Source organism: Bosea sp. RAC05, assembly GCF_001713455.1.
Classification (GTDB): Bacteria; Pseudomonadota; Alphaproteobacteria; order Rhizobiales; family Beijerinckiaceae; genus Allobosea.
On sequence record NZ_CP016464.1, the window covers coordinates 4,760,520 to 4,786,875 of the forward strand.

The following is a 26,356-nucleotide window of genomic DNA, read 5'->3' on the forward strand; positions in this document are numbered from 1 at the left end:
CCGCCCGGCACGAGCGCCGCCTAAGGGGCGGCCGAAGGCGGTCGTCAGGCCTTGGCCCGGCTCTTGGTCGCGCGCTTGGCGGTCTCGGCGGCCTTCAGGGCCTTGGCGGCGGCCTTGGCATCGGCGGCCTCGGTCTTGATGCGCGCCTGCTCGGCGGCGACGATCGCCGCCGTCTCGGCATCGGCGGCCTCCTTGGCCAGACGCAGCGCCCTCAGGCGGACCGTCTTCTGCAGAATCGCCTCGCGCTCGACCTGCTCGGCCTCCATGGCGCGTGAGGCCTCCTGCTTGCGGGCATCGGCCTTCTCAAAGGCGCGCTGCGCACGCAGCTTGATCTCGTCGGATGAAAGGCCTCGCGTCGCCATGGCGGCTCACTCCCGTATCGGCGGCGGGAAGCGGGTTCACGATCCGGCCGGGCGGCACGGAGCGACCCGCCCCATTGGGCGGCATGTCATGGCTGCGGGACTCGCTCGGGAATCCCGCCGGACCTGGACTGCGGAGCCTTCAGCCGCGACACGGCCGCGAGAGACCCTTCAGCATCACCGGGCGGTGCCCGGTGCGGGGGCCGTCAGCGGCGACCGCCCTTGCCGGCAGCGCGCATCTGGGCGTACTGCACGGCCTCGAGCAGCACCTTGCGCGGACGCTCGGCGTCGCGCTTCGCCTGTTCGGCCTTGCGGGCGGCCTCGCGGGCGATCTCGGCGATGCGCTCTTCCTCTTCGAGGCGCAGGCGCTCGATCTCGGCGAGGCGCTCCTGCTCGGCGCGTATGGCGGCCTTCTCGGCCTCGCGCTCGGCGCGGGCGGCGGCGACGGCTTCGCGTTCCGCGCGTCGCTGCTGCATGATCGGGTCATCCGGACCCGGCCTCGCCTTGAAACGCTCCAGGAGCGCTTTCTTGGCGGCCGCGGAATTGGCCTGGCGATCAGTGAAGCTGCGGTCGTTCGGGTTCTTCAAGGCTGGCCTTCTCTCGGGTTGTGACGGGCGCATTCCGGCCCGCGAGGGCGCAATAATCCAAAATGCGCCCGAATGGTATCGAAATCAGCGCGGCGCGGGTGCGCTTCCAGCGCGCACCGGGCGCGGCTTGGGCTTCGGCGCGGCGATCAGGCCTTCGCGCTGCATCTGCTTGCGGGCGACCTTGCGGGCGCGCCGGATCGCATCGGCCTTCTCGCGGACGCGCTTCTCGGACGGCTTCTCATAGGCCGAACGGCGCTTCATCTCGCGAAAGACGCCTTCGCGCTGCATCTTCTTCTTCAGGACGCGGAGGGCCTGATCGACATTGTTGTCGCGAACGAGAACCTGCATCTGTCACTCCTGCGGTTCGAGAATGGAAAAAAGGGCCGGGCACTAGGACCGACCCTTCGTCACGCCGCTACGGCTCAGACCGGGAAACGGGGGCGCCAGTACATCCGTGGTCGCCCTCCTGCTGTCCTGGCCGGCCGCTGCGGCGATCGTCTCACTCGGCGCGGAGCTGATCCGCCGACATCTTGCCCGAACGCTTGTCCTGGGTGAGCTCGTAGGAGATCTTCTGACCTTCCTGGAGATCACGCATGCCAGCACGCTCGACGGCGCTGATGTGGACGAACACGTCCTGCCCGCCGTCATCCGGCTGGATGAAACCGAAACCCTTGGTCGAATTGAACCACTTGACTGTACCGGCGCTCATGACGAACCCTTTCACGGTATTATTGATGGCGCGAGACGGATTTCGCGCGCCGTTTTTCGAAGTTTTAGCGGGAAGGTCGTCAGCGTGCGCAAGGAATGCGCGGGGCCAAGTCGTTCGGCCTAAATATCGACAGGCCCCATATGGGCGCTCGAACAGGCAATGTCAATGCAACTGCCGCGCGAATGCGCAGGCGACGCCCCTGCCCTCCCGGCCACGCGCTTTACAATGACGCGCTTTTCGCCAAGAGGCAGGCAGCGCAATCGCCAACCCCGCGGGTTCCCCTGTCCGTGCAGACGCCGTCGCTCCATCAGTTCCGCCGCATCGTGGTCAAGGTCGGCTCGAGCCTGCTCGTCGATCGCGAGCGCGGCCGCCTGCGCCAGGCCTGGCTGGCGGCGCTGGCGGAGGACCTCTCCGATCTGCACCAGCGCGGTGCGGATGTGCTCGTCGTCTCCTCCGGCGCGATCGCGCTGGGGCGCACCGTGCTCGCCCTGCCCTCCGGGCCGCTGCGCCTCGAGGAGAGCCAGGCCGCGGCGGCCGTCGGCCAGATCGCGCTCGCCCGCACCTGGGCCGAGGCGCTGGGCCATCATGGCCTCACGGCCGGCCAGATCCTGCTGACCCTGGCCGATACCGAGGAGCGCCGGCGCTATCTCAACGCCCGGGCCACGCTCGGCCGCCTGCTCGACCTGCGCGCCGTGCCGGTGATCAACGAGAACGACACGGTCGCCACGACCGAGATCCGCTATGGCGACAACGACCGCCTCGCAGCCCGCGTCGCCACAATGGCCGGCGCCGATCTGCTCGTGCTGTTCTCCGACATCGACGGGCTCTACACCGCCCCGCCCGCACGAGACCCGTCGGCGCGTCATATCCCGCTGGTCGAGCGCATCACCCCGGAGATCGATGCGATGGCGGGAGGCGCCGCCTCCGAGCTCTCGCGCGGCGGCATGCGCACCAAGATCGAGGCCGGCAAGATCGCCGCCAGCGGCGGCACGCATATGCTCATCGCCGACGGGCGGGCAAAGAACCCGCTCGCCGCCATCGCCGCCGGGGCGCGCTGCACCTGGTTCCTGACAGCCTCGACCCCCGCCACCGCGCGCAAGACCTGGATCGCCGGCTCGCTGGAGCCCCGCGGCACGCTGCATGTCGATGCCGGCGCGGCGCGCGCGCTGGCCGGCGGCGCGAGCCTCCTGCCCGTCGGCGTGAGCCGGATCGAAGGCGACTTCGCCCGCGGCGACGCCGTGCTGATCCGCGACCCCGACGGCCGGCTGCTCGGGCGCGGCCTCGTGGCCTATGATGCCGGCGAAGCGGCGCTCGTCCTCGGCAAGGCCTCGCGCGACATCGGGGCCATCCTGGGCTATCCGGGACGGGCCGAGATGATCCACCGGGACGACATGGCGCTCGGTGTGGTCTAAGGTTGCGGCAAGATGGCGTCGGGCAGGGTGGAAATGACGAGCGAAGCGGCGCTCCGCGTGGTCTCGAGCGAGAGGCCCGCCGGCGAGGACGGACGGGTACCGGATCTGGCCGCTCTCATGGGTGCGCTCGGACGGCGCGCCCGCGCCGCATCGCGCGTGATCGCGCTCGCCACCACCGCGCAGCGCAATGACGCACTGGTCGCCATGGCCGCGGCGCTGCGCACCCGTCAGGCTCCGATTCTCGCGGCCAATGCGCTCGACCTCGCCGAGGCCCGGGCCGCCGGCCAGACCCCGGCCTTCATCGACCGCCTGCTGCTCGATCCCGCCCGCCTGTCCGCGGTGGCCGAGGCCGTCGCCAGCGTCGCCACCCTGCCCGATCCGCTCGGGCGCGTGCTCGCGACCTGGACGCAGCCCAACGGCCTGCGCTTCGAGCGCGTCGCGACGCCGCTCGGCGTCATCGCGGTGATCTTCGAAAGCCGTCCCAACGTCACCGCCGATGCCGGCGCGCTCTGCCTGAAGAGCGGCAATGCCGCGATCCTGCGCGCGGGCTCGGACAGCTTCCGCACCGCCACCGAAATCGCGGCCGCGCTGCGCGAGGGCCTGGAGGCGGCCGGCCTGCCCGGCGATGCGATCCAGCTCGTGCCGACGCGCGACCGGGACGCGGTCGGCGAAATCCTCAAGGGCCTCGACGGCAACGTCGACGTCGTCGTGCCGCGCGGCGGCAAGAGCCTGGTGGCCCGCGTCCAGAGCGATGCGCGCGTTCCCGTCTTCGCCCATCTCGACGGCAACTGCCATGTCTATGTCGATGCCGCGGCCGACCTCGCCATGGCCCGCGAGATCGTGCTCAACGCCAAGCTCCGGCGCACCGGCGTCTGCGGTGCCGCCGAGACGCTGCTGGTCGACCAGGCCTGCGCGGCGACGCATCTGGAGCCGCTGGTGACGGCTCTGATCGAGGCCGGCTGTGCGGTGCGCGGCGATGCCCGCACCCAGGCCGCGGCGGCCCGGGCCGAGGCGGCGAGCGAGGCGGACTGGGCGACCGAGTATCTCGACCGCATCATCGCTGTGAAGGTCGTGGCCGGGCTCGACGAAGCCATCGCCCATATCGAGCGCTATGGCTCGCACCACACCGACGCCATCGTCACCGCCGATGCGGCCGCTGCCGGCCGCTTCCTCGCCGAGATCGACTCGGCCATCGTGCTGCACAACGCCTCGACCCAGTTCGCCGATGGCGGGGAATTCGGCTTCGGCGCGGAGATCGGCATCGCCACCGGCCGCATGCACGCCCGCGGCCCGGTCGGAGTCGAGCAGCTCTGCTCCTTCAAGTACCGCGTCCACGGCAACGGCCAGATCCGCCCGTGACCTCCGATCCCGCGGCGACGCGCCCCCACGAGACGATGGAACACCTGCGCCTGCCGCCGCATGCGCCCGGCCTGCGCATCGGCCTGTTCGGCGGCACCTTCAACCCGGCTCATGACGGGCACCGCATGGCGAGCCTGACCGCCTTGCGCCGGCTCCAGCTCGACCGGATCTGGTGGCTGGTGACCCCCGGCAACCCGCTGAAGGACAACACGGCGCTGCCCTCGCTGGCGCAGCGCATCCGCTTCGGCCGCAAGCTCGCCGACCATTCCAAGATCCACGTCACCGGCATCGAGGCGATGCTGCGCACCCGCTACACCGCCGATACGCTGCGCGCGCTGAAGCGCCGCTGCCCCGGCGTGAACTTCGTCTGGATCATGGGCTCCGACAATCTCGCCAGCTTCCATCGCTGGAACGAGTGGCGCGCCATCGCCCGGATGATGCCGATGGCCGTGATCGACCGCCCCGGATCGACCCACAGCGCAGTGGCCTCTCCGGCCGCCAACTGGCTCTCGCGCTGGCGGATTTCGGAAAGCCAGGGGGCGGCGCTCGCCCTCACGAAGCCGCCCGCCTGGGTCTTCCTGCATGGTCGCCGCTCGGAGCTCTCCTCGACGATGCTGCGCCAGCAGGCCGAACGCGATTGAATTTCAGGCCGACACGGCGTATTTTGCATCGCATCGCGCCAAGAGCGCCCGAACCCGTGAGGATACGGATCTGACCCTTTCAACCCGTGGCGAAGCCGAGCCCAAGCCGCTTCCCCAGGCCGCTGTGCCGGAGAACCCCTCCGCCGACAGCATCGCCCTTGCAATGCATGTTCTCGAAGACATGAAGGCCGAAGACGTCACCGTCATCGACCTCGTCGGCAAGACCTCGCTGGCCGATGCGATGATCATCGCCACCGGCCGCGTGAACCGCCATGTTGCATCCATCGCCGATGCGCTGGTCGAGGCGATCAAGGGCTCCGGACTGCCGGCGCCGAAGGTCGAGGGCATGCCGGCCTGCGACTGGGTGCTGATCGACACCGGCGACATCATCGTCCATGTCTTCCGCCCGGAAGTCCGCCAGTTCTACAATCTCGAGAAGATGTGGGGCGCCGACAGGCCCAACGAGCGTCTGGTCGGCTGACGGGCGGCCCAGCCGATGCGCCTCGCCGTGATCACCGTCGGCCGTCTCAAGGACGGGCCGGAACGGGAGCTTTGCGAGCGTTACCGCGAGCGCGCCGCGACCTTGGGGCGCGGACTCGGGCTGACCGGTCCGGACATCGTCGAAATTGCCGAAAGCCGCGGCCGCAGGGCCGAGGAGCGCAAGCGCGACGAGGCGGCCGCGATCACGGCGAAGCTGTCTCCCGGCCTCGTCATCGCGCTCGACGAGCGCGGCGGCAGCCTCGGCAGTGATGCCTTCGCGGCGCGGATCGGCGCCGCCCGCGACGCCGGAACCGCCTCCGTCAACCTCGTCATCGGCGGGGCGGACGGGCTGGCGGCCGAGCTGCGTGCCGCCGCAGGGCTGACGCTCGCCTTCGGCGCCCTGACGATCCCGCACCAGCTCGTCCGCGTCCTCGTCCTCGAACAGCTCTATCGGACGATGACGATTCTGGCCGGGCACCCCTATCATCGCGCATGAGCGCCGCCCGGCCCCTGATTCGCAGACCCGCCGGCATGCCGCTGCTGCGCGCCCTGCTGCTGGCGCTTGCGGTCGCCGCGGCGCCGACCGCCGCCGATGCTCAGGCGCCCGATCCCGACGTCCTGGCCCGCGAGGCGATGCAGAAGCTCGTCGAGAAGCAGGCGCGGGAGGCCGAACTCAAGACGATCGAGGAGCGGCTCGCCGGCAATGCCGAGGCACGGGCCCGTCTGGAGGCGGAGATCGCCGGCATTCGCGCCGACCGCGCCGCCCTCAACAAGGCGTTGCTCGACACGACCGCCCGCGCCCAGGCGGCCGAGCAGCGTGTCAGCGGGCTCGAACAGCGGCTGTCGCTGTCGCAGTCCAGCGAGGCGGCCATCCGTCGCTCGCTGGAAGGGCGGCGCGGCCTCATCGCCGAGGTGCTGGCCGCGCTGCAGCGGATCGGGCGGCGCCCGCCACCCGCCGTGCTGGTGCGCCCGGAGGATATCCTCGAGGCGGTGCGCGCCTCCATGCTGCTGGGCGCCGTCGTGCCCGATCTGCGCCAGGAGATCGAGGTGCTCGGGACCGACCTCGCCGAGCTCGTCCGCCTGCGGGAGGGCATCGCGAGGGAGCGCAAGGCCATCTCCGGGGAGCTCGAGCAGCTCGCCGGCGAGCGCCAGCGCCTCGCCTCCCTGGTCGAGGCCCGGCGCATGCGCGAGGCCAGCGCGTCGCGCGACGCCGAGGCGCAGCGGGGGCAGGACGGCGAACTCGCCGCCAAGGCCCGCAGCCTGCGCGACTTCGTCGAGCGCATGGAAAAGGAGATTTCCGTCGCCAACCGCGCGGCCGACGCCGCGCGCCAGGCGCTGGAGGCCGAAACGCGCGAGCAGCGCCAGCGCATGGCCGCGCTGGCCTTCCGGGATCCCGCCCGCCTCAGCCCCAAGATCGCCTTCGCCGAAGCCCGCGGCCTGCTGCCGCTGCCGGTGGCGGGATCACAATTGCGTGGATTTGGCGATGCGGACGGTGCCGGCGGCACGACACGCGGCATTTCGCTGGAAACCCGACCCGGCGCCCTAGTTTCGGCGCCTTCGGACGCTTGGGTCGTTTATGCAGGTCCCTTCCGCTCGTTCGGGCAACTCTTGATCCTGAACGCCGGCGGGGGGTACTATCTGTTGCTCGCCGGGATGCAGCGGATCGATGTGGCGCTGAACCAGTTCGTCCTCGCGGGGGAACCGGTTGCGGTGATGGGCGAAACGTCGGAAGCTGCGGCGACGATCGTGGGTTCGGGAACCGGCCAGCCGGTTCTGTATATCGAGTTCAGAAAAGACGGCATGTCGGTCGACCCGGCGCCGTGGTGGACGAAACCGCTTGGCGAAAAGGTTCGCGGATGATGCGCAAGGTTTCTCTCGTTTTCGCCGGAGCCGTGCTCGGAGCGGGGCTGACCGGCATGGTCACGCAGACGCGCCTGCTGACCTCCACCAGCGCGGTCGCGGCCTCCGCCGAGGTCTATCGCAGCCTGAACCTCTTCGGTGACATCTTCGAGAAGATCCGCACCGACTATGTCGAGAAGCCCGACGAGCAGAAGCTGATCGAGGCCGCCATCAACGGCATGGTCTCCTCGCTCGACCCGCACTCCTCCTATCTCGACGCCAAGTCCTTCCGCGACATGGACACCGACATGCGCGGGCAGTTCGGCGGTCTCGGCATCGAGGTCACGATGGAGGACGGCGTCCTCAAGGTCGCCAAGCCGATCCGCGACACGCCCGCCTTCAAGGCCGGCATCCTGGCCAACGACATCATCAGCCAGATCGACGGGCAGGAGGTCAAAGGCCTCTCCCTGACCCAGGCGGTGGAGAAGATGCGCGGCATCATCAACACCCAGGTCAAGCTCAAGGTCGATCGCCCGGGCAAGCCCGAACCGCTGGAGTTCACCCTGACGCGCACGACCATCGTGGTCCCGGCCGTCGAGGAGCGCGTCGAGGGCGATGTCGGCTATATCCGCATCGGCACCTTCAGCGAACAGACCTATGAGGGCCTGCGCAAGGCGATCGACAAGGTCAATGCCGACATCGGCGTCGACAAGATCAAGGGCTACGTCATCGACCTCCGCAACAACCGCGGCGGCCGTCTCGACCAGTCCGTGCTGGTCTCGGACGCCTTCCTGGAGCGTGGCAAGATCGTCTCGACCCGCGGCCGCAATGCCGAGGAGACTCAGGTCTTCAACGCCAAGGCGGGCGACCTCACCAAGGGCAAGCCGGTCGTCGTCCTGATCAACGGCTCCTCGGCCTCGGCGGCCGAGATCGTCGCCGGCGCCCTGCAGGACCACAAGCGCGCCACCGTCATGGGCACGCGCTCCTTCGGCAAGGGCTCGGTCCAGACCGTGATCCCGCTGGCCGGCAATGGCGGCCTGCGGCTGACCACGGCCCGCTACTACACGCCTTCGGGCAACTCGATCCAGGCCAAGGGCATCTCGCCGGATATCGAGGTCGTGCAGGACATCCCGGCCGAGCTGAAGGACAAGCTCGCCGAGAACAAGGGCGAGGCGGCCCTGAAGGGTCACCTCAAGGCCGGCGACGGCAAGGACGAGCAGTCCGGCTCGGCCTCCTATGTCCCCAACGATCCGACCAAGGACACCCAGCTGATCGCCGCCCTGAACCAGATCCGTGGCGTCAAGAAGGATGCCGCGGCGCCGCAGGTTCCGGCGACCAAACCCAACTGAGCCGGGGGACGATACGAAGAGCTGCGCGAGGCGCTGTCTGATCGGGTCGGAATCTGACAGACTCCCGCCTTGCGGGCCACTGATTCGGGCCCCCGTCGCAAGCTTGAGGACGGCTTCGTTTGGCCGGAACGCCGCTCACTGAGCTCAACAAGCCGCTCGGCCAGGGCCTGACCGCGTCGAAGGGCAAGCCCTGGGGGCGCTGGATCGCCTTTGGCTTTGCGGGGCTCGTCGGCCTCGTCTGGGTCTCGATCCTGCTCCTCGTCGCGATCCGGCGTGATCCCGACGGCGGCGAACCCATGGCGACGGCCCGGATCGAGCAGCGGGCCGCTCCGGCCTCCGCGCTGCCCTCGGGGCTTCCGGTCGCCTCCCAGACCGACCCCGCCGCGACCGCACGCCCGCAATCGAGCGCAAGGCAGCTCGAGAGCGAAGCCGGCGTCACCGTGGTGCGTCCCGGATCCGACGTTCCCGGCGCGATCGTGATCACGATTCCCGACAACGCGGCCACGGTAAAGCTCGCCACCGCGCCCGACAGCCGGCTCGTCGAGCGCTCGCGCTTCGGGCTGTTGCCGAAGATCGGCCTGGATGGCGCGACGCCGGCGCAGGTCTACGCCCGCCCGGCCGGACCACCCCCTGCCGGCAAGGTCAACGGACGCGTCGCCATCCTCGTCGGCGGCCTCGGCATCAGCCCGACCGGAACCAGCGACGCCATCGCGAAGCTGCCGGGTCAGGTCTCGCTCGCCTTTGCGCCCTATGGCGCCGAACTCGATCGCACCGTGCAGCGCGCCCGCGGCGAGGGACACGAGGTTTTCCTGCAGCTGCCGATGGAGCCCTTCGACTATCCCGACAGCGATCCAGGCCCGCACACCCTGCTGACCGGGCCGAAATCGGCGGACAATGTCGAGCGCCTGCACTGGGCGCTCGGTCGCTTCACCGGCTATGTCGGCATCGTCAATTTTCTCGGCGGCCGCCTGACATCCGACGAGACGGCGCTCACGCCGATCCTGCGCGAACTCGCCGGGCGCGGCCTCATGGTCGTCGATGACGGCTCCTCGGCCCGCAGCCTGCTCGCCTCATCGGCGGCGCGCGCGCAGATCCCGGCCCTGAAGATCGACCGCGTCGTCGACAACGTCGCCCGGCCGGAGGCCATCGACAAGGAACTGGCGGCGATCGAGGCGATGGCCCGCGACCAGGGCGTCGCCGTGATCAGCGCCAGCGCCCTGCCGGTCTCGATCGAGCGGATCGCCCGCTGGGTCCAGACGCTCGAAGCCAAGGGCATTGTTCTCGTCCCGATCAGCGCCGCCCGCGGACTGCGCAGCCCGAAGACCACCGGATCCCTCAGATGATCAGCGACAGGCCGCCCGACGGCTACCGCCCCTGCGTCGGGCTCGCCCTCTTCAATGCGGACGGACTGGTCTTCGTCGGGCGCCGCGCCAACAAGTCTCTGCGCGAGCATGTCGCCCCCGGCCATGAATGGCAGATGCCACAGGGCGGCATCGATTCCGGCGAGACGCCGCTTCAGGCCGCGACCCGGGAACTGCAGGAGGAGACCAACGTCACCTCCGTCTCGCTGCTCGCGGAGAGCCCTGGCTGGCTCGCCTATGACCTGCCGCTGGAAATCGGCCAGCAGGCCTGGAAGGGCCGCTGGCGGGGCCAGGCCCAGAAATGGTTCGCCTTCCGGCTGACCGGCCCCGACAGCGAGATCGACATCGCGACGCCGGCCGGCGGGCACAAGGCCGAGTTCGACGCCTGGCGCTGGGAGCGGCTGGAACGGACCCCCGCCCTGATCATCCCCTTCAAGCAGGGGGTCTACCGCGAGGTCGCGGCGCTGTTTTCGCCCTTCGCCGCGGCCTGAACGGCGTGTGACGGAGAGCACCATGAGGTTCGAAGGCGATCCCGGGCCGGTTTCTGCGGCCCTGCGCGAACGGCTCGCTCCCGGCGGCGTCCTGCGGGCCGGCATCAACCTCTCCAATTTCCTCCTCGTCTCCGCCCGCTCCGCCGATGGCGGCCCGGCCGGCGTCTCGCCCGATATGGCCACGGCGATCGCGCAATGCCTCGAGGTCACGCTGCAGCGCGTGCCTTACGCGTCGCCGGCGCTGCTGGCCGATGCGGCCGGGCGCGACGAATGGGATATCGGCCTGATCGGCGCCGAACCGCAGCGCGCTGAGACCATCGCCTTCACGGCACCCTATGCGCAGATCGAGGCGACCTATCTCGTGCCTGCCGGCTCGCCTCTGACCAAGATCGCCGCCGTCGACGCCCCTGGCGTGCGGATCGCCGTGACGGGCGGGACCGCCTATGGCCTCTGGCTCGACCGCAACATCCGCCATGCCGACATCCAGCGGACCGCCACCATGGACGAGACGCTCGCCGATTTCCGGGATCGCGGGCTGGAGGCTCTGGCCGGCCTGCGCATGCGGCTGGTCGACGATGCCGCCGCGCTGCCGGGTTCGCGCCTGCTGGAGGGTCGCTTCATGGCGGTCCAGCAGGCCATCGGCGTCCCCCGCCGGGAGGATGAGCTGACGGAGGAAGCCGTCGCCTGGCTCGGCCGGTTCGTCGCGGCGGCGATCGCATCGGGCTTCGTGGCCGAGCGCATCCGCCACCATGGCGTGAACGGGCTGAGTGTCGCCTGATGAGGCGGCAGGGCTTGCAGCCATCCGCGCCAACGCCCAATTTCGCACGGCCGGAACCCGTGGATGCTTGGCGGGTTGCCGGAGCGGCGACGCCTCGGGCGTCGCGGCCAACAGGAGCGTGATGGTGCAGGACGAGATTTGGGCACAGCTGGCCGCGCATCGTCGCGCCACGCAAGCCCGCCCCTTGCGGAGCCTCTTCGCCGAGGACGCGACCCGCTTCACCCAGTTCTCGGCCCGCCTCGACGATCTCCTGCTCGACTATTCGAAGACCGCCGTCACGGCCGAAACGCTCGGGCTGCTTCTGACGCTCGCCGAGACGACGGGTCTCGCCGGCCAGCGCGATGCGATGTTCGCCGGCGAGGCGATCAACACCACCGAACATCGCGCCGTCCTCCACACCGCCCTGCGCGCTCCCGCCGGCAGCCGCGTGCTGCTCGACGGCCACGACGTCGTGCCGGACGTTCACGCCACGCTGGACAAGCTGGCGGCCTTTGCCGAAGGCCTGCGCGGCGGCACGATCGCCGCTTCCGACGGCGCGCGCTTCACCGATGTCGTCAACATCGGCATCGGCGGCTCGGATCTCGGCCCCGCCATGGCGACGCTGGCGCTGGCGCCCTATCATGACGGCCAGCGGCTGCATTACGTCTCCAATGCCGACGGCGCCCATATCGCCGACACGCTGGCGAAGCTCGACCCGGCGCGCACCCTCTTCATCGTCGCCTCCAAGACCTTCACCACGGTCGAAACCATGACCAATGCCGCAACCGCGCGCCGCTGGATCGCGGCGGCGCTCGGCGAGGCCGCGGTCGGCGCCCATTTCGCCGCGGTCTCGACGGCGCTCGACAAGGTCGGCGCCTTCGGCATCGCACCCGATCGCGTCTTCGGCTTCTGGGACTGGGTCGGCGGCCGCTACTCGATCTGGTCCGCCATCGGCCTGCCGGTGATGATCGCGGTCGGGCCGGCGCATTTCCGCGCCTTCCTCGCCGGCGCCCATGCCATGGACGAGCATTTCCGCACCGCCCCGCTCGCCCAAAACCTGCCCGTCCTGCTCGGCCTGATCGGCATCTGGCATCGCGACATCTGCGGCTATCAGGCCCGGGCGATCCTGCCTTACGACCAGCGCCTGTTGCGCCTGCCAGCGTATCTCCAGCAACTCGACATGGAATCGAACGGCAAGCGCGTCCGCAAGGACGGCTCGCCCGTCGAGCGGCCGAGCGGCCCGCTCGTCTGGGGCGAGCCCGGAACCAACGGACAGCATGCCTTCTACCAGCTGATCCACCAGGGCACGGACACGATCCCCTGCGAGTTCATGGTCGCAGCCGAGGGGCATGAGCCGGAACTGGCGCATCAGCACCGGCTGCTGCTCGCCAACTGCCTCGCCCAGAGCGAGGCCCTGATGAAGGGCCGGACCCTGGAGGAGGCGCGCGACGCGCTGACGAAGCAGGGGCTGCCGGCTGCCGACATCGAGGCCTTGGCGCCGCACAAGGTCTTCCCCGGCAGCCGCCCCTCGATCACGCTGGCCTATCGCCGGCTCGACCCCTTCACGCTGGGCCGCCTGATCGCGCTTTACGAGCACCGCGTCTTCGTCGAGGCCGCGATCTGGGGCATCAACGCCTTCGACCAGTGGGGCGTCGAACTCGGCAAGGAGCTGGCGACGGCGCTGCTGCCGGTCATCGAGGGCAAGGCGCCCGCCGAGGCCCATGATTCCTCGACCGCCGGCCTCGCGCGCTATCTCACGGCCAGCTCCTGATCCTGCGCGAGGGGTGACGCATCGGCCCCTCCATCGTCGGCGAGCCGCAGCGTCCGGCAGGGGCCGATCCCCTGCGGTGCCCGATGCGCGATGATGATGAAGGCCGCATCCGGCAACGCCGCCCGCAGTCCCGCCAGCACCTCGCGCTCCGCGACGGCATCCAGCGCCGAGGTCGCCTCGTCCAGGACGACCCAGTCCGGCCGGTGCAGATGCAGCCGCGCCAGGGCCAGCCGCTGGCGCTCCCCGCCTGAGAGCCCCTGGCGGAGGCGCTGCCAGGCCGGCTCGTCGGTTGTCCAGAGCGCGTCCAGACCGACGGCGGCGAGCGCCTGCCGGTATTGCGCCACGCTGAACGCCTCCGGCAGCGCCGGATAGGCCAGCGCCGCCTCCAGGCTCCCGAGCGGCAGGTAGACCTGTTGCGACGCGAAGGCGACCGGGCCGGTCGGGCGTTCGATCGCCCCCTCGCCATGGCGCCAGAGGCCGGCCAGCGCCTTGACCAGCGTGCTCTTGCCAAAACCGGAGGGCGCCACGATCCAGCAGCAGTCCCCGGCCCCGATCTCCAGCTCCGGCAGAAGCGCAAGCGGGCGCCCTTCCGGCGTCGACAGGCGCAGACGATGCGTGCGGAAGGCTGTGCCCTCGGCCATCCGGGGGCCTGCCATGCCGTCCGACGGCGCCGCCTCGGCCGCCGCCAGGAAGTGCCGCAGCCGGCTCGCCGTCGCGGCGAGCTGCGCCAGGTCCTTGTAGGAGAAGATGAACCAGGACAGCGTCGTCACGACGGTCTGGAACGCGGAGCGGATCTGCATCAGCCCGCCGAAGCTGAGGCGGCCCGCCAGATAGGCCGGTAGCGCCAGGAACATCGGGATTGTCAGCACCGTCTGGAAATAGGGCCGCGAGAACAGCCCGAGGATGACCTCGCGCCGCGCCAGCTGATGCCAGTTGGCCGCTAGCGCCGCGAAACGCCGCGACAGCACGCTGCGCTCCGCCGCCTCGCCCCCCGCCAGCGCGACCGGCTCGACATGCTCGCGCAGCCGGCTCAGCGCGAAGCGAAAATCGGCCTCGCGGCGCTGCTGCTCGAATTCGAGCCGCTTCAGCGGCGCGCCGAGGCCATGCGTGATCAGCGTGGCGAGGGCGACATAGAGGGGCGCCGCCCAGACCATGTAACGGGGAATCTCGACGGAGAACCCCGCCAAGGCGAAGGCGAGCGGAAAGGTCGAGAGCGACCACAGGATCGCGACGTAGGAGACCAGCCCGACGATCTTGGAAATCAGCTCCAGCGCTTCGTCGGTCAGCTTGTCGACGAAGATGCGGCAATCCTCGGCGATGCGCTGGTCGGGATTGTCGAGCCCGTCCTCGCTCCTATCCCGCAGATGCCAGTACGATTTGCCGGCAAACCATCGATCGAGTGCGGCCTGCGTCAACGCATGGCGCCACCGGATCTGCAGCTGCCGCCGCAGATAGGTCGAAGCCAGATGCAGCGCGACGGTGACAGCTGTCAGGCCGAAATAGACCCTGATCTGCGCGAGAACTCCGGTGACGTCGCGGGCCTGCAGGGCGTTGTAGAAGTCGGCGTTCCAGGCGATCAGCGCGACGCCGACCCTCACGCCGATCAGCCCGAGAACCGCGATGGCGACGAACTGGGCGAGGCCGACCAGGCCGCCCGGTCCGGCGACGCAGAGTTTCGCCAGCCAGGCGATGTGACGGACCACGGCCATCGCGACACCTCAGCCCGTCCTGGGCCGTTCGCGGCGCGGCGCCGGCGGCTCGGGCACGTCGAGGCGGAAGAGAGCATCGGCGATGCCCGCGATCGCGGCCGGATCATGGGCGTCCTCGCTCGTCGGCAGCAGGACCGCGTTGTCGGCGATGCCGAGGTCGCGCAGCTGGTGGGGCGTGCCATGCCCGAATTCGAGATGCCCGCGGCCGATGATCCCGATCACGAGGTCATCGGGCGCCCGCATCAGATGCTCGGCGATGCCGCAGGCGAAGGCCCGGTCCCAGCATTGCTGGGCGCGCAGGAAACGGTCGCTCACCGGCGAACCGGCCTCGCCGCCCGGCACCGGGCGGACACCCCCCATCAGCCGCTCGAGATAAGCGCGATAGGCCTCGGTCGCCGGGGCCGCGGGCGTGACCCCGTCGCGCTCCGCGACGGGGATCGCCTCCCAGCCGACCTGCCCGACCCGCGTCACCAGGGGGCGGTGGCAGTTGAGCGCTAGCATCCGGACGCGCTGCTGGCGGCAGAAATGGAACAGCGGCAGGTAGAGCGCGGCATCGAAGCCCCAGACCTGCGCCCATTCGCTGCGCTCCAGAAAGGTGCCGGTGTCCATCAGGCCGTCGACCCAGGCATCGAGAACGCCCTGTACGCGGCGCGGGAACATCTCGAAGCCGATCGCCATCTGCGGCCTCAGCATGTGCAGGAAGGCCGCGACATGGAGCTGCCAGCGATGGATCTCGGCGATGTCATGCGTCTCGCCGAGCAGGACGACGCTGCGCCCCGCCAGGGCGCGCAGCAGGGCCCCCTGCTCCAGCACCGCGCCGCTCTGCGGGCACAGCCAGGTGCCCCGCGGATGCACAACCAGGGCCCGCGCCGCCTCAGCCATGCGCGGCAGGCTCCCGCACGCCCGGAACCTCGGCAAAGGCGGCGGCGGGGCCGCGCAGGCTGAGCCCGGTCTCGCGACCCTCCGCATCGAGCGCCCGGAGCACCACGTCGGCCTCCAGCTGGTGCCGCGCCCAGCTGGCAACCGTCCCGGCCTGGAGATGCAGATGGAAGTCGCCCTGCATGACGTTGACGAAGCCCATCGAGGGCTTCGGCTCGGGCAGCAGGCCGAGCCAGTGCTGGAACAGCCCTGGCCGCTCGAAATCGATCGCGATCGGCAGAGCATTGGCGAGGATGGCGGCGAAGGTCGCGGCGCCGAGATCCTCCGGCGCAACATCCTGGGCCCCGCTCGAAGGCGCCTCGCGCAGCACCGGCTCGAGCGGCGCCCCCGCCCCCAGCGGCGCCAGCGCAGCGTCGAAAGGCTCGAGCCCTTCGAGGCCGATCAGGCTGAACAGCGTCTCGCCCGCCGCATCCTGGCATTCGAGCTTGGGCAGGACCTTGTCGCGCATCCGGCCGGAACGGTCGACGACGATCCGCGTGACCACCGCGAGGTCAATCACGCTGTCATGGCACTCGCCGGTGAGGCGGGCCTTGTCGGCGTCGATCGTCACGCCCTGCACGGCTCCCATCCGCTCATGGATGGCGCCCTGCCGGCGTGCGCTCAGCATCACGCGCCCCATGTCGGTGAGCAGGGGCAGGATTTCGGCCGGGCTTTGCGACAGGGCTTCGCGCAGGGAATCGGCGGTGGTCATTGGGGCGATGCTCCGAAAGAGGGGGCGACGCTGCGGGTCTCGGGCGCAGCGTCGCGGGGCCGCCGCACCGGATGTGGCGCGGCGCGGCAGCCTGACGGGAAACGGGGCTCAGAACTCGACGGAGGCCGCGAGCTTGAAGGTGCGCCCCGGCGCGGTCTGGAGTTCGAGCGGGTTGCTCGCCGCGACAGAGACCAAAGACGGAGTCTTCGTGTAGGAGCCGCCGACGAGATTGGCGAAGTAGCGCTTGTCGAAGATGTTCTCGACGCCGCCGCGCAGGGTGACGAAGGAGGTCGGCTTCCAGTTCAGATAGGCGTCGAAGACCGAGTAGCCGCCCTGCTTGAAGGTGTCCGTCGTGCTCGCCCGGTTGGCGCCGCCCGCGAAGGTGCCGATCACCTCCGCCTCGAGCCCGTATTCCGGCATCAGGTACTTGACGCCGGTGACGGCCTTGAAGGGGTTGACGTCGAAGGGCGTCTTGGCCGCCCCGACGGTGACGCGCTGGTCGGCATACTGGTAGCTCAGCGACGCGTTCAGCAGCCAGCGCTCGTGCAGCCGGTACTCCGCAGAGGCCTCGATGCCCGAGATCTGCACCTGCGAGACATTGCGGTAGGTATAATCGACCGTCCCGGGAATCTGGTAGAGCGACTGGATGAAGTCCTTGTAGCGGGCGTGGAAGACGCCGACCGAGAACCAGCCCTCGGCGAACTGGCCGCGAACGCCCGCCTCATAGGAGCGCACACTCTCCGGCCGCAGATCGGGATTCGGGATCAGGTTGTAGGTCGACGCGGGCAGCGAGGTGTAGAGCTGCTCGGCGGTGGGCATCTTGAAGCCCTCCGCATAGCGCCCGTAGAGCGAATAGGTCTCGTTCAGCTTGAAGATCGTCCCGATCTGCGGGATGACCTTCTGCGAGTCGAGTTCGCGCGGCTCCTTGCCGGGCACGACGACATAGCCGGCTCCGAGCCTGGGATCGATGGTGTAGGTCGCGTAGCGGATGCCGGGCGTGATCGTCCAGCGGCCCTGCAGCAGTTCGATCTCGTCCTGGAGATAGATGTCGGCCCGCGTCGTCGTCGCATTGGCGAAGTTGAAGCCCCCCGCCACCGTCGTGGTCAGCACATTCGTCGCGAGATTGCGCACGTCGTCCTGACGCTTGTAGTCGGTGCGGGTGATGTCGCCCTGGAAGCCATAGGTCAGGCGGTGAAAGCTCGGGCCCAGCGCGAAGCTCGACTTCGCCTGGATGTCGAGCTGCGAGAACTGCTCCTGGTAGTCATGCAGGCCGCGGGTGAAGCGCTGCTGGCCATTGGCGAGCGTCTGCAGGCGGTTGCTGACGAAGGTGCGGCTCTGGGGCGAGTAGGAGGCCTGCCAGCGGATCGAATCGAGGAAGCTCGCCCCGACATCCCACTCGTGCTCAAGCGCGATCCGCTTGCGGGACTTCGCCTGGCTGCGGATATAGGCGCCGTTGCGGATGCCGCTGCTGACGACGTTGTAGTCGTGCAGCTGGTTCACCGTCGAATCGCTGTCATAGTATTCGCCGGTCAGTTTGAAGGTATGGTCGCCGTTCGGCTTGAAGACGAGCTTGCCGAAGGCGTTCCAGACCGTCGTGTCGAGCGGGTTGAGCTGGTTGCAGCCGAGGAAACGCGTGCTCGGCACCGGGCAGCCCCAGCGGCCGCCATCGGCGCGGGCCTTGGTCAGCTTCGCCTCGTGCCCGGTCTTCTGGCTGACGCCGAAGATTCCTTCCAGCAGCGGCGAGAAACGAAAGGCCGCAACGCCCGTCTTCACGAAGGAACGGTCGAGGCTGTCATAGGCGCTGTTCAGGCGCACAGCATAGGGCTTGTCCTTGCCCTTGAGCAGGTCCTGCGGATCGAGCGTGCGATAGGCCACGATGCCGCCGAGCGCATCCGCGCCCCAGAGCACCGAACCCGGCCCGCGCACGATCTCGACAGTCTTCAGGAAGGGCAGATCGACGAAATCGCGGTTACCGTCGGTGACGCGCTCGATCACGCGCGCCCCATCCACCTGCATCTGGACGCGGTTGCCGCCGACGCCCCGGATGGTGAAGCCGACGAAATTGGCGAAGGGATCGGTGCTCGTCGTCTGGCGGTTGACGCTGATGCCCGGCTGGTAGCGCACCAGATCCTGCATGTCGCGCGTGATGCGCTCGTCGAGTTCCTGGCGGGAGATGATGCTGACCGTGCCGGGCACGTCGAGCACCTGCTTCTCGCCACGGGTCGCCGTGACGGTGATCTGATCGAGCTCGATCGCGGCAGGCCGGGTCGACTCGGCGGCCGACTGTGCGCGGCCGGCATTCGGCAAGCAGGAAAAGACCAGCAAAGCCGACCCATAAAGCAGATTTGAATTTCTACACATTGCAAAACTCCAGTCCCATTCGGAACTGTCTATGATGAGTCGCAATAGACTCTCAATATAAATAGTGTTGCTGAATGAATTATATAATTTTTCTATTTCCAGAACATGACAAAGACGATCATCGATCAAAAATGATGCCAGATTGCGATCATTCTATTTCTGACTTGAAACCGATGCCTGCCCGCTCGTCGCGTCCCGCGATCCGCTGCCGAATGCACCGCTCTGACGGTCACAGCGTTCCCGCTTGACGCGGACGGGCCGGCGTCCTCTGTCGCGACGAAGGCAGGCTGAGCGCCGGGCGGCCCGACGGGACAGCGCTTCGGGCCGGGCGGGACGGGTGGGCGATGACGGAAGCGAGAACCGCCGGCGAAGGCACCAGGAGCCAACCGACCCTCGATGACCCGCGCTCGCTGCGGCGGCGGGAGGACGCACGCTTCCTCACCGGGCGCGGCGATTACCTCGGCGATCGCGCCCCGGAGGGCGAATTCGCCGCCGTCATGCTGCGCTCACCCCATGCCCATGCCCGCATCCGCGCGATCGACACCGCCGCCGCGGCGAGCCTGCCCGGCGTGCACGGCGTCTACACCGCCGCCGATCTCGACGGCCTTGCTCCTCTGCCGACCTCGATCATCGTCGCCACCGTCGAGCCGCTGATCGTGCCGCCGCGCTGGCCGCTGGCGCGCGACCATGTCCGCCATGTCGGCGAACCCGTCGCCTTCGTCGTCGCCGACACGGAGGCGCTGGCCCGCGAGGCCTGCGAGCACATCAGCATCGATTACGACATCCTGCCGGCGGTCACCGATCTGCGCGGCGCGACCGACGGGCACGCGCCGCAGCTCTGGCCGCAGGCGCCGGGCAACATCGCCTTCCGTTTCCGCCGCGGCGATCCCGCCGCCGTCGAGCGCGCCTTCGCGAAAGCCGCCCACATCGTGAGCTGCGATCTGGTCAACAACCGCATCGTCGCCGCGGCCCTCGAGCCGCGCATCGCCATCGGCCGTTACGACGCCGGCGCGGACCGCTACCACCTCGAGATCAGCGGCGCCTCGGTCCACGACATCCGCCGCGAACTGGCGCAGGGCGTCTTCGGCCTGCCGCTCGACCGCATCCGGGTTTCGGCGCCCGATGTCGGCGGCGGCTTCGGCATGAAGAACGTCACCTATCCCGAATATGCGCTGGTGCTCTGGGCCGCGCGGCGGCTCGGCCGGCCGGTGCGCTGGAGCGCCGAGCGCATCGAGGAGTTCACCGGCGGCGCCCATGCCCGCGACAATCTCAGCACCGCGCGGCTGGCGCTCGACAGGCGCGGGCGCTTTCTCGCGCTCGATGTCGAGACGATCGCCAATCTCGGCGCCTATGTCTCCTCGCTCGGTCCCGGCAGCGGAACCAACGCCCCCGCCGCCGCGATGGGCGGGCTCTACGACATCCCCGCCATGGCGATGGATGTCCGAGGCGTCTTCACCAACACAGCCCCGATCGACGCCTATCGCGGCGCCGGCAAGCCCGAGGCGAACTATCTGATCGAGCGGCTGATCGAAGCCGCTGCCCATAAGCTGCGGATCGATCCGGCGGAACTGCGCCGGCGCAACTTCATCCGCAGCTTCCCCTACCGCCGTCCCGCCTTCGGCATGGTGATCGACAGCGGCACCTTTCCGGAGAACCTCGAGCGGGCGCTGGCGGCGGCCGACCGGGCCGGCTTTGCAGCACGCAAGCGCGCCGCCCGAAAGCGCGGCAAGCTGCGCGGCTTCGGCATCGGCTGCTTCCTCGAAACCTCGCGTGGCCGCCCCGACGAGGAGGCCTGGCTGCGGGTCGGGGCGGACGGCCAGATCGCCATGGCGGTCGGCACCCATTCCAACGGCCAGGGTCACGAGACCAGCTTCGCCCAGCTCGCGGCCGCCCGGCTCGGCATGCCGGTCGAGCGCTTCACGCTCGTCCAGGGGGACACCGCGTCCGTCCCGCGCGGCGGCGGCCATGGCGGCGCGCGCTCGCTGCATCTCGGCGGCACGGCACTGCTGATGGCGGCCGACGATCTGCTCGCGAAGGCCAGGCCCGTCGCCGCGCAGCTGCTGCAGGTCGCGGCCGACAGCCTCTCCTTCGCGGAAGGCCGCTTCCGCAGCGAGCCTTCAGCGGACGGCCTGCCGCGCGAGATCGACCTCTTGGCCATCTCGGCCCATCTCGCGGAGAGCAGCGGCGCGCCGCTGGAAGGCCATGGCGACAACCGCTGCGACGTCTTCACCTTTCCCAACGGCGCGCAGGCGGCGGAGGTCGAGATCGATCCGGACACCGGCGCCGTCGCGATCGAACGCTATGTCGCGGTCGACGATTACGGGACGCTGATCAACCCGCTGCTGGCGGAGGCGCAGGTCCATGGCGGTCTGGCGCAGGGCATCGGCCAGGCGCTGATGGAGGAGGCGCTCTACGATGAAGGCTCCGGCCAGCTCCTGAGCGCGACTTTCATGGACTATGCCGTGCCGCGCGCCGCCGACCTGCCCGCCTTCGACCTGGAGATGGTCGAGGTGCCGACGCGCGCCAACCCGCTCGGCGTCAAGGGCGCCGGCCAGGCCGGCTGCATCGGCGCGCCGCAGACGGTGATCCACGCGATCCTCGACGCGCTGCGCCCGCTGGGCGTGACGCATCTCGACATGCCCGCAACGCCGGCGAGGGTCTGGCGCGCGATCCGGGATGCGCGGGCGGCGAAGCCTTAGGCCATCACCAGCCCGCCATCGACATGCAATGTCTGGCCGGTGACGAAGCCGCTCGCCTCCGAGGCCAGGAACAGCACCGGCCCGGTCACGTCCTCGGGCGTCGCGATCCGCCCCAGCGGCGTCTGGGCGATCAGCATCTCCCTGACCGCCTCGGGCGTCCGGGCACTCGCATCGGTCGGCCAGACCAGCCCCGGCGCGACGCAGTTGACCCGGATGCCGAGCGGCCCGAGCTCGGTCGCGAGGTTGCGGCTGAAGCCGATCAGCGCCGCCTTGGCGGTGGTGTAGTCGTGATAGGCGAGGCTCGGCCGCGCTACGAGATCGGTGGCCATGTTGACGATGGCACCGCGCCCGCGCCGGCGCATCAGCGGCAGGGTCGCCTGGCAGACATTGTAGGTCGCCCTCAGCGCGCCATCGACCTGCGTCTGATAGGCCGACCAGGGCGTCTCCCAGAAGCGCGCGCGATGGTCGGGGTCGAAGACATAAGGCGCAAACGCGTTGTTGACGACGGCATCCAGCCGGCCCGCCTCCTCCGCGATCCGCGCCAGCATCCCCGCGACCGCCTCCGGATCGGTGACGTCGGCGGCGATCGCCACCGCCTGCCCGCCCGCCGCCCGGCAGGCCTCGACCACGGCCTGCGCCGCGGCGTCGCTGCTGCGGTAGTTGACGAAGACCAGCCCGCCCTCCGCGGCGAAGGCTTTCGCGATGGCCGCGCCAATGCCCCGGCTCGCCCCGGTGACGAGGATCACTTGGTCGCGGAACATCATACCCGTTCCCTCGCCTGTTCTCCAGGGACTGCGCTGGCCCGCACCGTCATTGCGAGTGCAGCGAAGCAATCCAGTTGGGTTTGCGAAGCGCTGGATTGCTTCGCTGCGCTCGCAATGACGAAGACTCTCAAGGAATCAGATCCGTCTTCACCACCTGGTTCATATCGATCGGCTTTCCGATCAGCCCGAGCCAATGGAAGGTGTCGGCGCCCTTCTGCAGCAGCTCCGGATCGAAATGGCCGAGGCCCTTCGCCTGCGTCGTCGGCGACACCGTCGAGATGTTGCGCAGCTTGATGATCTCGAGATTGAGCGCCTCGTCGCGGCCATTGATCGCACGCGTCACCGCGAGCTTCGCCGCCTCCTCGGGGCTCGCGATCATCCAGGCGGCGCTGTCGCGATAGGCGGCAAGGAAGCGCTTCAGCAGCGGCTTCTTCGCCTCGTAGGTCGCCTGCGTCACCACGAAGATGTCGCTCGGCAGGTTGAGATGGTCCTTGACCTCGATGACGTCGACCTCCGGCAGGCCCTTCATTTTCGCGACCAGAAGCCCGGTGTCGGTCGCGGCCGTGGCGTCGACCTGGCCCTGGATCAGCGGCGCGAAGTTGAGCAGGCCGGTGACCTCGACGGTGACGTCCTTTTCGGTCAACCCGACCTGGTGCAGCAGCACCTGCAGGTTCTGGCGCGTACCGCTGGACAGCGAGTAGACACCGATGCGCTTGCCCTTGAGGTCTGCGGCCGTACGGATGCCCTTCGCCTTCGGCGCGACCACGTTGAAGACGTTCTGCGGATAGATGTTGTAGATCGCGACCAGCTTCTCGCCCTTGTCGAGCGCGAGATAGAGCGCCGCCGGATCGGTGAAGGCGATGTCAGCCTGGCCCGACAGAATGTTCTGGATCGCCGAGCCGCCGCCGGTTCCGGGCACATAGCCGAGATCGATCCCCTTCGCGCGGAAGAAGCCCTTGTCCGGCTCGGCCAGCAGATTGGTGATCTCGCTGATCGGCTGGCTCCAGCCGGCGACGGTGACCTTGTCGAGCGGCTGGGCGTGGAGGGTGCCAAGGCTCAGCGCACCCATCAGGCCGGTCCAGAGCAGCGCCAGCAAATGGCGGCGGGAATGTTGGGACATCGGACTTACCCTTTCAGATGGTGGCGCAGCAGCAGCCGCTCGATGAGGAGCGCCGCCTGGTAGAAAGCCATGCCGAGCAGCGTGATGACGATGAAGAGCGCGAACATCAGGCTCGAATCCATCACGCTCTGGGCGGCGATGATCGAGGCGCCGAGCCCCGCCCGGCCGCCGATGAACTCGCCGACGACGGCGCCGACCAGCGCCAGCACGACCGCGACCCGGAACCCCGCGAGGATCACCGGAAGCGCACCGGGCAGCTTCAGCCGCAGCAGCGTCTGCAGACGGCTCGCGCCCAGCATGCGGAACAGCTCGCGCCGTCCGGAATCGACCTGAGACAGCCCGGTCAGCGTGTTTTCCATCAGCGGGAAGAAGCAGATCAGCGCCGTGATCACGATGGTCGGCGTCAGGCCGAAGCCGAACCAGACGATGAAGAGCGGGCCGAGCGCGAGCTTCGGCACGACCTGGCTCGCGACGATGTAGGGATGGAGCAGCCGGCGCAGCACGGGGGCCTCCGCCAGCAGGATTCCTGTCGCCAGCCCGACCGTGCAGCCCAGCGCCAGCCCGAGCGTCATTTCGGTCGCGGTCACGGCGAGGTGCGGCAGCAGACGCCCGCTGGCGATCTCGCTCCACAGCGTGGCGAAGACGGAAGACGGCGCCGGCACGATCAGGGCCGGGACCCGGCCGAGACGGCACCACGCCTCCCAGCCGGCGAGCAGGGCGACGAGCAGGAGCGCCGAGGCCAGCCTTTCCCTCATGGCGCGGCATCCATCGCCTGACGCAGCTCGCGGCAGAGCGCGTTGAAGGCCGCGCCATAGCGCAGCTCGCGCGAGCGCGGCCGCGGCAGGTCGATGGCGAGGTCGTGGTGCAGCCGCCCGCCGGCCATGATCGCGACCCGGTCGGCGAGATAGACCGCCTCGCCGATGTCATGGGTGACGAAGAGTACCGTGGTCGCCTGCAGCGCACACAGCGCCAGCAGATCGTCCTGGAGCTCCTCGCGCGTCAGCGCATCGAGCGCCGCAAAGGGCTCGTCCAGCAGCAGCAGGGCCGGCTGCGTGATCAGCGCCCGCGCCACCGCGACCCGGCTCTGCTGCCCGCCCGAGAGCTGGGCGGGATGCCGCGCCGCGAAGGCCGACAGGCCCACCCGGTCGAGCAAAGCGCGCGCCGTCTCGCGATCCGCCTCGCCCACGCTGCGCTTCAGCGAGAGCGGCAGCAGGACGTTGTCGAGAACGCTGAGCCAGTCGAGCAGCGTCGGCTGCTGGAAGACGAAACCGATCCGCGGCCCCGGCCCGTCGAGGGTCACGCCGTCGATCCGCACGAGCCCCTGCCGGGGCGCCAGCAGGCCGGCCGCCAGCTTGAGCAGGGTCGTCTTGCCGCTGCCGCTGCGCCCGACCAGGCAATGGAACGCCCCGCGCGGGATCGCCCAGTCGACGCCGTCGACGATGGCCTCTGCGCCATAGCCGAAATCCACCGCCTCGAGGGCGACGAAGGCGTCGGGGTAGGCTTCACTCGACATAGGGTGCCAGGTCGTCGGCGGCCCGTTCGGCCGATTGCTCGATCTCGGTCAGCCTGACCAAGTCGAGCAGGTTGAAGCGCCCGTCATTGTGCCAGCCGGCCTCGGGGGCCGCCATCGCCCCGAAGCCGCAGATGCGGGTGACGCCCGCGTCCCCTAGCAGCGCCGCGATGCGGAACAGCTCGCGCGGCGAGGCCGCGACCGCCGCGGTCTGCAGATAGGCGCGGGAGGGCGAAACCAGCGCCGGCACCGCATCGAGGCTGTCGACGGCGACGATCTTCAGCGTGCGGTTGAGCGCGCTCGGCGCGAGTGGCTGGGCGGCATCGTTGAAGACCACACTCCAGCCATCGCCGGCCTCGCCCAGCACCACGGTCCCGTCCTCGTCGAAGCCGCGCATCTCTTCGCGGCTGCGCCAGGCGGCAACGCCGGCCGCCTCCGCCACCGAGAGCGCGCGGCGCGGATGGCGGAGCCGCAGCGCACCGAGCTCCTGCGAGACGCGCTCGGCGAATTCGCGTGGCGAGACCGCCCCGCCCCGGGCGACGAACAGCATCTGCGGCGAGTAGCAGCCCTGCTGCTCCCAGCGCGCCACATCCTGCGCCACGAGCCGCGCCAGCGGCCCGGCCCGGCGCGTGTCGAGCGCCTCGGCACCAATCAGCCCGAACCCGATCCGGTGCCCATGCGCGAGGAAGCGCGCCGTCACCGGCACCCGCTCGCGGATCGCCGTCAGCGCGTCATTGCCGCCATAGGCGACGATCGTGTCGGCCTGGTTCAGCCAGGCACGCTCCGCCTCCGCGTCGCCGCCCTTCCACCAGACCACCGCCAGGCATTGGCCGAGCCTAGGGTCGATCTCGGCGATGATCTGCGCGAACCACCCCGCCAACAGCGGCTCGGCGCTCGCGACCTTGCCGACCGTGCCCGCCTTGACCAGGAGCCCGCAGATCAGGCTCCAGAGCGACAGGCCCGGCACGTTCCCCGCCCAGATATGGAGCAGGAGCTGCGGCCCCTGGGCGCGCGTGAAGCCGCCCTTCATCGCCGGCTGGAAACCGTCGAGCACGGCCGGGTTGGCGAAATCCTCGGCCAGGAAGCGCTGCAGCTGCGGCGCGCGGAAGCTGCGCAGATAGCCCGACAGCCCAAGGCGAACGCTCTCGCGGTCATAGCCGGTGACGATGGGCAAGACGGCTTCCGCCCGCCGCCGCCAGGGATCGTTCCGGTCGAGCAGCCGGGCGATGGCGGCGTCCAGCGTCGCGACGATCTGCGCGACCGGCAGCGTCCTGAGATAGGTCCGCGCCTGCTCGCGCACATGGCTGGCGAGCGCGCCGGCCTGCGCCGTGGTCAGCTCCGGAACCCGCACCTGCACGCGCTCGCCCCAGGCGCTGAAGTCCAGCGTCCGCCAGGCGACCTCGCCGGCCGGCAGCCCCGGCAGATGCCCCGCGGTCTCGATCACCGCC

At 69.7% G+C, this 26,356-nt stretch carries 25 protein-coding genes; 12 read left to right on the forward strand and 13 right to left on the reverse strand.

The window, feature by feature from the left end; all coding sequences use genetic code 11:
• Positions 1–44 precede the first annotated feature (44 nt).
• The 4 genes from BSY19_RS26030 to BSY19_RS26045 all read right to left on the reverse strand — a co-directional run bounded on the left by BSY19_RS26030 (position 45) and on the right by BSY19_RS26045 (position 1,655).
• Positions 45–362 carry a hypothetical protein gene (locus BSY19_RS26030; protein ID WP_069056705.1) on the reverse strand — a complete coding sequence of 106 codons (318 nt, stop codon included), beginning with the start codon at positions 360–362 and terminating at the stop codon, positions 45–47.
• Between the two features lie 203 nt (positions 363–565).
• Positions 566–946, reverse strand: coding sequence for a DUF6481 family protein (locus tag BSY19_RS26035; protein ID WP_210184400.1), 381 nt, complete (start codon positions 944–946; stop codon positions 566–568).
• A gap of 84 nt (positions 947–1,030) precedes the next feature.
• Positions 1,031–1,294: a 30S ribosomal protein S21 gene (gene rpsU / locus BSY19_RS26040; RefSeq protein WP_066723523.1), complete on the reverse strand. Its 264-nt coding sequence runs from the start codon at positions 1,292–1,294 to the stop codon at positions 1,031–1,033.
• Positions 1,295–1,445: 151 nt separating this feature from the next.
• Positions 1,446–1,655 carry a cold-shock protein gene (locus tag BSY19_RS26045; protein ID WP_069056707.1) on the reverse strand — a complete coding sequence of 70 codons (210 nt, stop codon included), beginning with the start codon at positions 1,653–1,655 and terminating at the stop codon, positions 1,446–1,448.
• A gap of 287 nt (positions 1,656–1,942) precedes the next feature.
• Between BSY19_RS26045 and proB the strand changes: the two genes are divergently transcribed.
• The 11 genes from proB (at position 1,943) to pgi (ending at position 13,115) form a co-directional block, all read left to right on the forward strand.
• Positions 1,943–3,067: a glutamate 5-kinase gene (gene proB / locus BSY19_RS26050; RefSeq protein ID WP_442856680.1), complete on the forward strand. Its 1,125-nt coding sequence runs from the start codon at positions 1,943–1,945 to the stop codon at positions 3,065–3,067.
• Positions 3,068–3,184: 117 nt separating this feature from the next.
• Positions 3,185–4,426, forward strand: a complete 1,242-nt coding sequence (locus BSY19_RS26055) for a glutamate-5-semialdehyde dehydrogenase (protein ID WP_069057403.1) — start codon at positions 3,185–3,187, stop codon at positions 4,424–4,426.
• A gap of 35 nt (positions 4,427–4,461) precedes the next feature.
• Entirely contained in the window at positions 4,462–5,067 is a 606-nt protein-coding gene (locus BSY19_RS26060) for a nicotinate-nucleotide adenylyltransferase (protein WP_069056708.1), read from the forward strand.
• A gap of 163 nt (positions 5,068–5,230) precedes the next feature.
• On the forward strand, positions 5,231–5,548 hold the full coding sequence (rsfS, locus tag BSY19_RS27765) for a ribosome silencing factor (RefSeq protein ID WP_150129743.1): 318 nt from the start codon (positions 5,231–5,233) through the stop codon (positions 5,546–5,548).
• 15 nt (positions 5,549–5,563) lie between these two features.
• On the forward strand, positions 5,564–6,043 hold the full coding sequence (rlmH, locus tag BSY19_RS26070) for a 23S rRNA (pseudouridine(1915)-N(3))-methyltransferase RlmH (RefSeq protein WP_069056709.1): 480 nt from the start codon (positions 5,564–5,566) through the stop codon (positions 6,041–6,043).
• Between the two features lie 35 nt (positions 6,044–6,078).
• Positions 6,079–7,407, forward strand: coding sequence for a murein hydrolase activator EnvC family protein (locus tag BSY19_RS26075; protein ID WP_236840455.1), 1,329 nt, complete (start codon positions 6,079–6,081; stop codon positions 7,405–7,407).
• Positions 7,407–8,735, forward strand: a complete 1,329-nt coding sequence (locus BSY19_RS26080) for a S41 family peptidase (protein ID WP_069057405.1) — start codon at positions 7,407–7,409, stop codon at positions 8,733–8,735. The genes BSY19_RS26075 and BSY19_RS26080 overlap by 1 nt, the downstream gene beginning before the upstream one ends.
• Before the next feature lie 119 nt (positions 8,736–8,854).
• On the forward strand, positions 8,855–10,078 hold the full coding sequence (locus tag BSY19_RS26085) for a divergent polysaccharide deacetylase family protein (protein WP_069056710.1): 1,224 nt from the start codon (positions 8,855–8,857) through the stop codon (positions 10,076–10,078).
• Positions 10,075–10,587 (forward strand): RNA pyrophosphohydrolase, encoded by a 513-nt coding sequence (locus BSY19_RS26090; RefSeq protein ID WP_069056711.1) that lies wholly within the window; start codon positions 10,075–10,077, stop codon positions 10,585–10,587. The genes BSY19_RS26085 and BSY19_RS26090 overlap by 4 nt, the downstream gene beginning before the upstream one ends.
• Positions 10,588–10,609: 22 nt before the next feature.
• Positions 10,610–11,365, forward strand: coding sequence for a transporter substrate-binding domain-containing protein (locus BSY19_RS26095; RefSeq protein ID WP_069056712.1), 756 nt, complete (start codon positions 10,610–10,612; stop codon positions 11,363–11,365).
• A gap of 121 nt (positions 11,366–11,486) precedes the next feature.
• Positions 11,487–13,115, forward strand: a complete 1,629-nt coding sequence (pgi, locus tag BSY19_RS26100) for a glucose-6-phosphate isomerase (protein ID WP_083247851.1) — start codon at positions 11,487–11,489, stop codon at positions 13,113–13,115.
• Here the strand turns inward: pgi and BSY19_RS26105 are convergent.
• The 4 genes from BSY19_RS26105 to BSY19_RS26120 all read right to left on the reverse strand — a co-directional run bounded on the left by BSY19_RS26105 (position 13,094) and on the right by BSY19_RS26120 (position 18,761).
• Positions 13,094–14,824, reverse strand: a complete 1,731-nt coding sequence (locus tag BSY19_RS26105; protein ID WP_069056713.1) for an ABC transporter ATP-binding protein/permease — start codon at positions 14,822–14,824, stop codon at positions 13,094–13,096. The two genes, pgi and BSY19_RS26105, sit on opposite strands and share 22 nt — an antisense overlap.
• Before the next feature lie 9 nt (positions 14,825–14,833).
• A complete protein-coding gene (locus tag BSY19_RS26110; protein WP_069056714.1) occupies positions 14,834–15,706 on the reverse strand; it encodes a ChaN family lipoprotein in 873 nt (290 codons plus the stop codon).
• Complete coding sequence (locus tag BSY19_RS26115; protein ID WP_069056715.1) at positions 15,699–16,454, reverse strand: hypothetical protein; 756 nt, start codon at positions 16,452–16,454, stop codon at positions 15,699–15,701. Before BSY19_RS26115 ends, BSY19_RS26110 begins: the two co-directional genes overlap by 8 nt.
• A gap of 108 nt (positions 16,455–16,562) precedes the next feature.
• On the reverse strand, positions 16,563–18,761 hold the full coding sequence (locus tag BSY19_RS26120; RefSeq protein ID WP_171905209.1) for a TonB-dependent hemoglobin/transferrin/lactoferrin family receptor: 2,199 nt from the start codon (positions 18,759–18,761) through the stop codon (positions 16,563–16,565).
• Positions 18,762–19,159: 398 nt separating this feature from the next.
• On the opposite strand from BSY19_RS26120, the gene BSY19_RS26125 reads away from it, so the two are divergent.
• Positions 19,160–21,514, forward strand: coding sequence for a xanthine dehydrogenase family protein molybdopterin-binding subunit (locus tag BSY19_RS26125; protein ID WP_069056717.1), 2,355 nt, complete (start codon positions 19,160–19,162; stop codon positions 21,512–21,514).
• Here BSY19_RS26125 and BSY19_RS26130 read toward each other — a convergent pair.
• The 5 genes from BSY19_RS26130 to BSY19_RS26150 all read right to left on the reverse strand — a co-directional run bounded on the left by BSY19_RS26130 (position 21,511) and on the right by BSY19_RS26150 (position 26,352).
• On the reverse strand, positions 21,511–22,275 hold the full coding sequence (locus BSY19_RS26130) for an SDR family oxidoreductase (protein WP_210184401.1): 765 nt from the start codon (positions 22,273–22,275) through the stop codon (positions 21,511–21,513). The two genes, BSY19_RS26125 and BSY19_RS26130, sit on opposite strands and share 4 nt — an antisense overlap.
• A gap of 130 nt (positions 22,276–22,405) precedes the next feature.
• A complete protein-coding gene (locus BSY19_RS26135; RefSeq protein WP_069056719.1) occupies positions 22,406–23,398 on the reverse strand; it encodes an ABC transporter substrate-binding protein in 993 nt (330 codons plus the stop codon).
• Positions 23,399–23,403: 5 nt separating this feature from the next.
• Entirely contained in the window at positions 23,404–24,153 is a 750-nt protein-coding gene (locus BSY19_RS26140) for an ABC transporter permease (RefSeq protein ID WP_069056720.1), read from the reverse strand.
• Complete coding sequence (locus BSY19_RS26145) at positions 24,150–24,911, reverse strand: ABC transporter ATP-binding protein (RefSeq protein ID WP_069056721.1); 762 nt, start codon at positions 24,909–24,911, stop codon at positions 24,150–24,152. Before BSY19_RS26145 ends, BSY19_RS26140 begins: the two co-directional genes overlap by 4 nt.
• Positions 24,901–26,352 (reverse strand): acyl-CoA reductase, encoded by a 1,452-nt coding sequence (locus BSY19_RS26150; RefSeq protein ID WP_069056722.1) that lies wholly within the window; start codon positions 26,350–26,352, stop codon positions 24,901–24,903. The genes BSY19_RS26145 and BSY19_RS26150 overlap by 11 nt, the downstream gene beginning before the upstream one ends.
• Positions 26,353–26,356: the final 4 nt, after the last annotated feature.

What these genes read in the sequence shown, in the direction of transcription:
- BSY19_RS26030 (WP_069056705.1), bottom strand. Translation starts at nt 362, where the DNA reads ATGGCGACGCGAGGCCTTTCATCCGACGAGATCAAGCTGCGTGCGCAG.
- rpsU (WP_066723523.1), bottom strand. Translation starts at nt 1,294, where the DNA reads ATGCAGGTTCTCGTTCGCGACAACAATGTCGATCAGGCCCTCCGCGTC.
- BSY19_RS26045 (WP_069056707.1), bottom strand. Translation starts at nt 1,655, where the DNA reads ATGAGCGCCGGTACAGTCAAGTGGTTCAATTCGACCAAGGGTTTCGGT.
- BSY19_RS26055 (WP_069057403.1), top strand. Translation starts at nt 3,185, where the DNA reads ATGGGTGCGCTCGGACGGCGCGCCCGCGCCGCATCGCGCGTGATCGCG.
- BSY19_RS26060 (WP_069056708.1), top strand. Translation starts at nt 4,462, where the DNA reads ATGGAACACCTGCGCCTGCCGCCGCATGCGCCCGGCCTGCGCATCGGC.
- rsfS (WP_150129743.1), top strand. Translation starts at nt 5,231, where the DNA reads ATGCATGTTCTCGAAGACATGAAGGCCGAAGACGTCACCGTCATCGAC.
- rlmH (WP_069056709.1), top strand. Translation starts at nt 5,564, where the DNA reads ATGCGCCTCGCCGTGATCACCGTCGGCCGTCTCAAGGACGGGCCGGAA.
- BSY19_RS26075 (WP_236840455.1), top strand. Translation starts at nt 6,079, where the DNA reads ATGCCGCTGCTGCGCGCCCTGCTGCTGGCGCTTGCGGTCGCCGCGGCG.
- BSY19_RS26080 (WP_069057405.1), top strand. Translation starts at nt 7,407, where the DNA reads ATGCGCAAGGTTTCTCTCGTTTTCGCCGGAGCCGTGCTCGGAGCGGGG.
- BSY19_RS26090 (WP_069056711.1), top strand. Translation starts at nt 10,075, where the DNA reads ATGATCAGCGACAGGCCGCCCGACGGCTACCGCCCCTGCGTCGGGCTC.
- BSY19_RS26095 (WP_069056712.1), top strand. Translation starts at nt 10,610, where the DNA reads ATGAGGTTCGAAGGCGATCCCGGGCCGGTTTCTGCGGCCCTGCGCGAA.
- pgi (WP_083247851.1), top strand. Translation starts at nt 11,487, where the DNA reads ATGGTGCAGGACGAGATTTGGGCACAGCTGGCCGCGCATCGTCGCGCC.
- BSY19_RS26105 (WP_069056713.1), bottom strand. Translation starts at nt 14,824, where the DNA reads ATGGCCGTGGTCCGTCACATCGCCTGGCTGGCGAAACTCTGCGTCGCC.
- BSY19_RS26110 (WP_069056714.1), bottom strand. Translation starts at nt 15,706, where the DNA reads ATGGCTGAGGCGGCGCGGGCCCTGGTTGTGCATCCGCGGGGCACCTGG.
- BSY19_RS26115 (WP_069056715.1), bottom strand. Translation starts at nt 16,454, where the DNA reads ATGACCACCGCCGATTCCCTGCGCGAAGCCCTGTCGCAAAGCCCGGCC.
- BSY19_RS26125 (WP_069056717.1), top strand. Translation starts at nt 19,160, where the DNA reads ATGACGGAAGCGAGAACCGCCGGCGAAGGCACCAGGAGCCAACCGACC.
- BSY19_RS26130 (WP_210184401.1), bottom strand. Translation starts at nt 22,275, where the DNA reads ATGTTCCGCGACCAAGTGATCCTCGTCACCGGGGCGAGCCGGGGCATT.
- BSY19_RS26135 (WP_069056719.1), bottom strand. Translation starts at nt 23,398, where the DNA reads ATGTCCCAACATTCCCGCCGCCATTTGCTGGCGCTGCTCTGGACCGGC.
- BSY19_RS26140 (WP_069056720.1), bottom strand. Translation starts at nt 24,153, where the DNA reads ATGAGGGAAAGGCTGGCCTCGGCGCTCCTGCTCGTCGCCCTGCTCGCC.
- BSY19_RS26145 (WP_069056721.1), bottom strand. Translation starts at nt 24,911, where the DNA reads ATGTCGAGTGAAGCCTACCCCGACGCCTTCGTCGCCCTCGAGGCGGTG.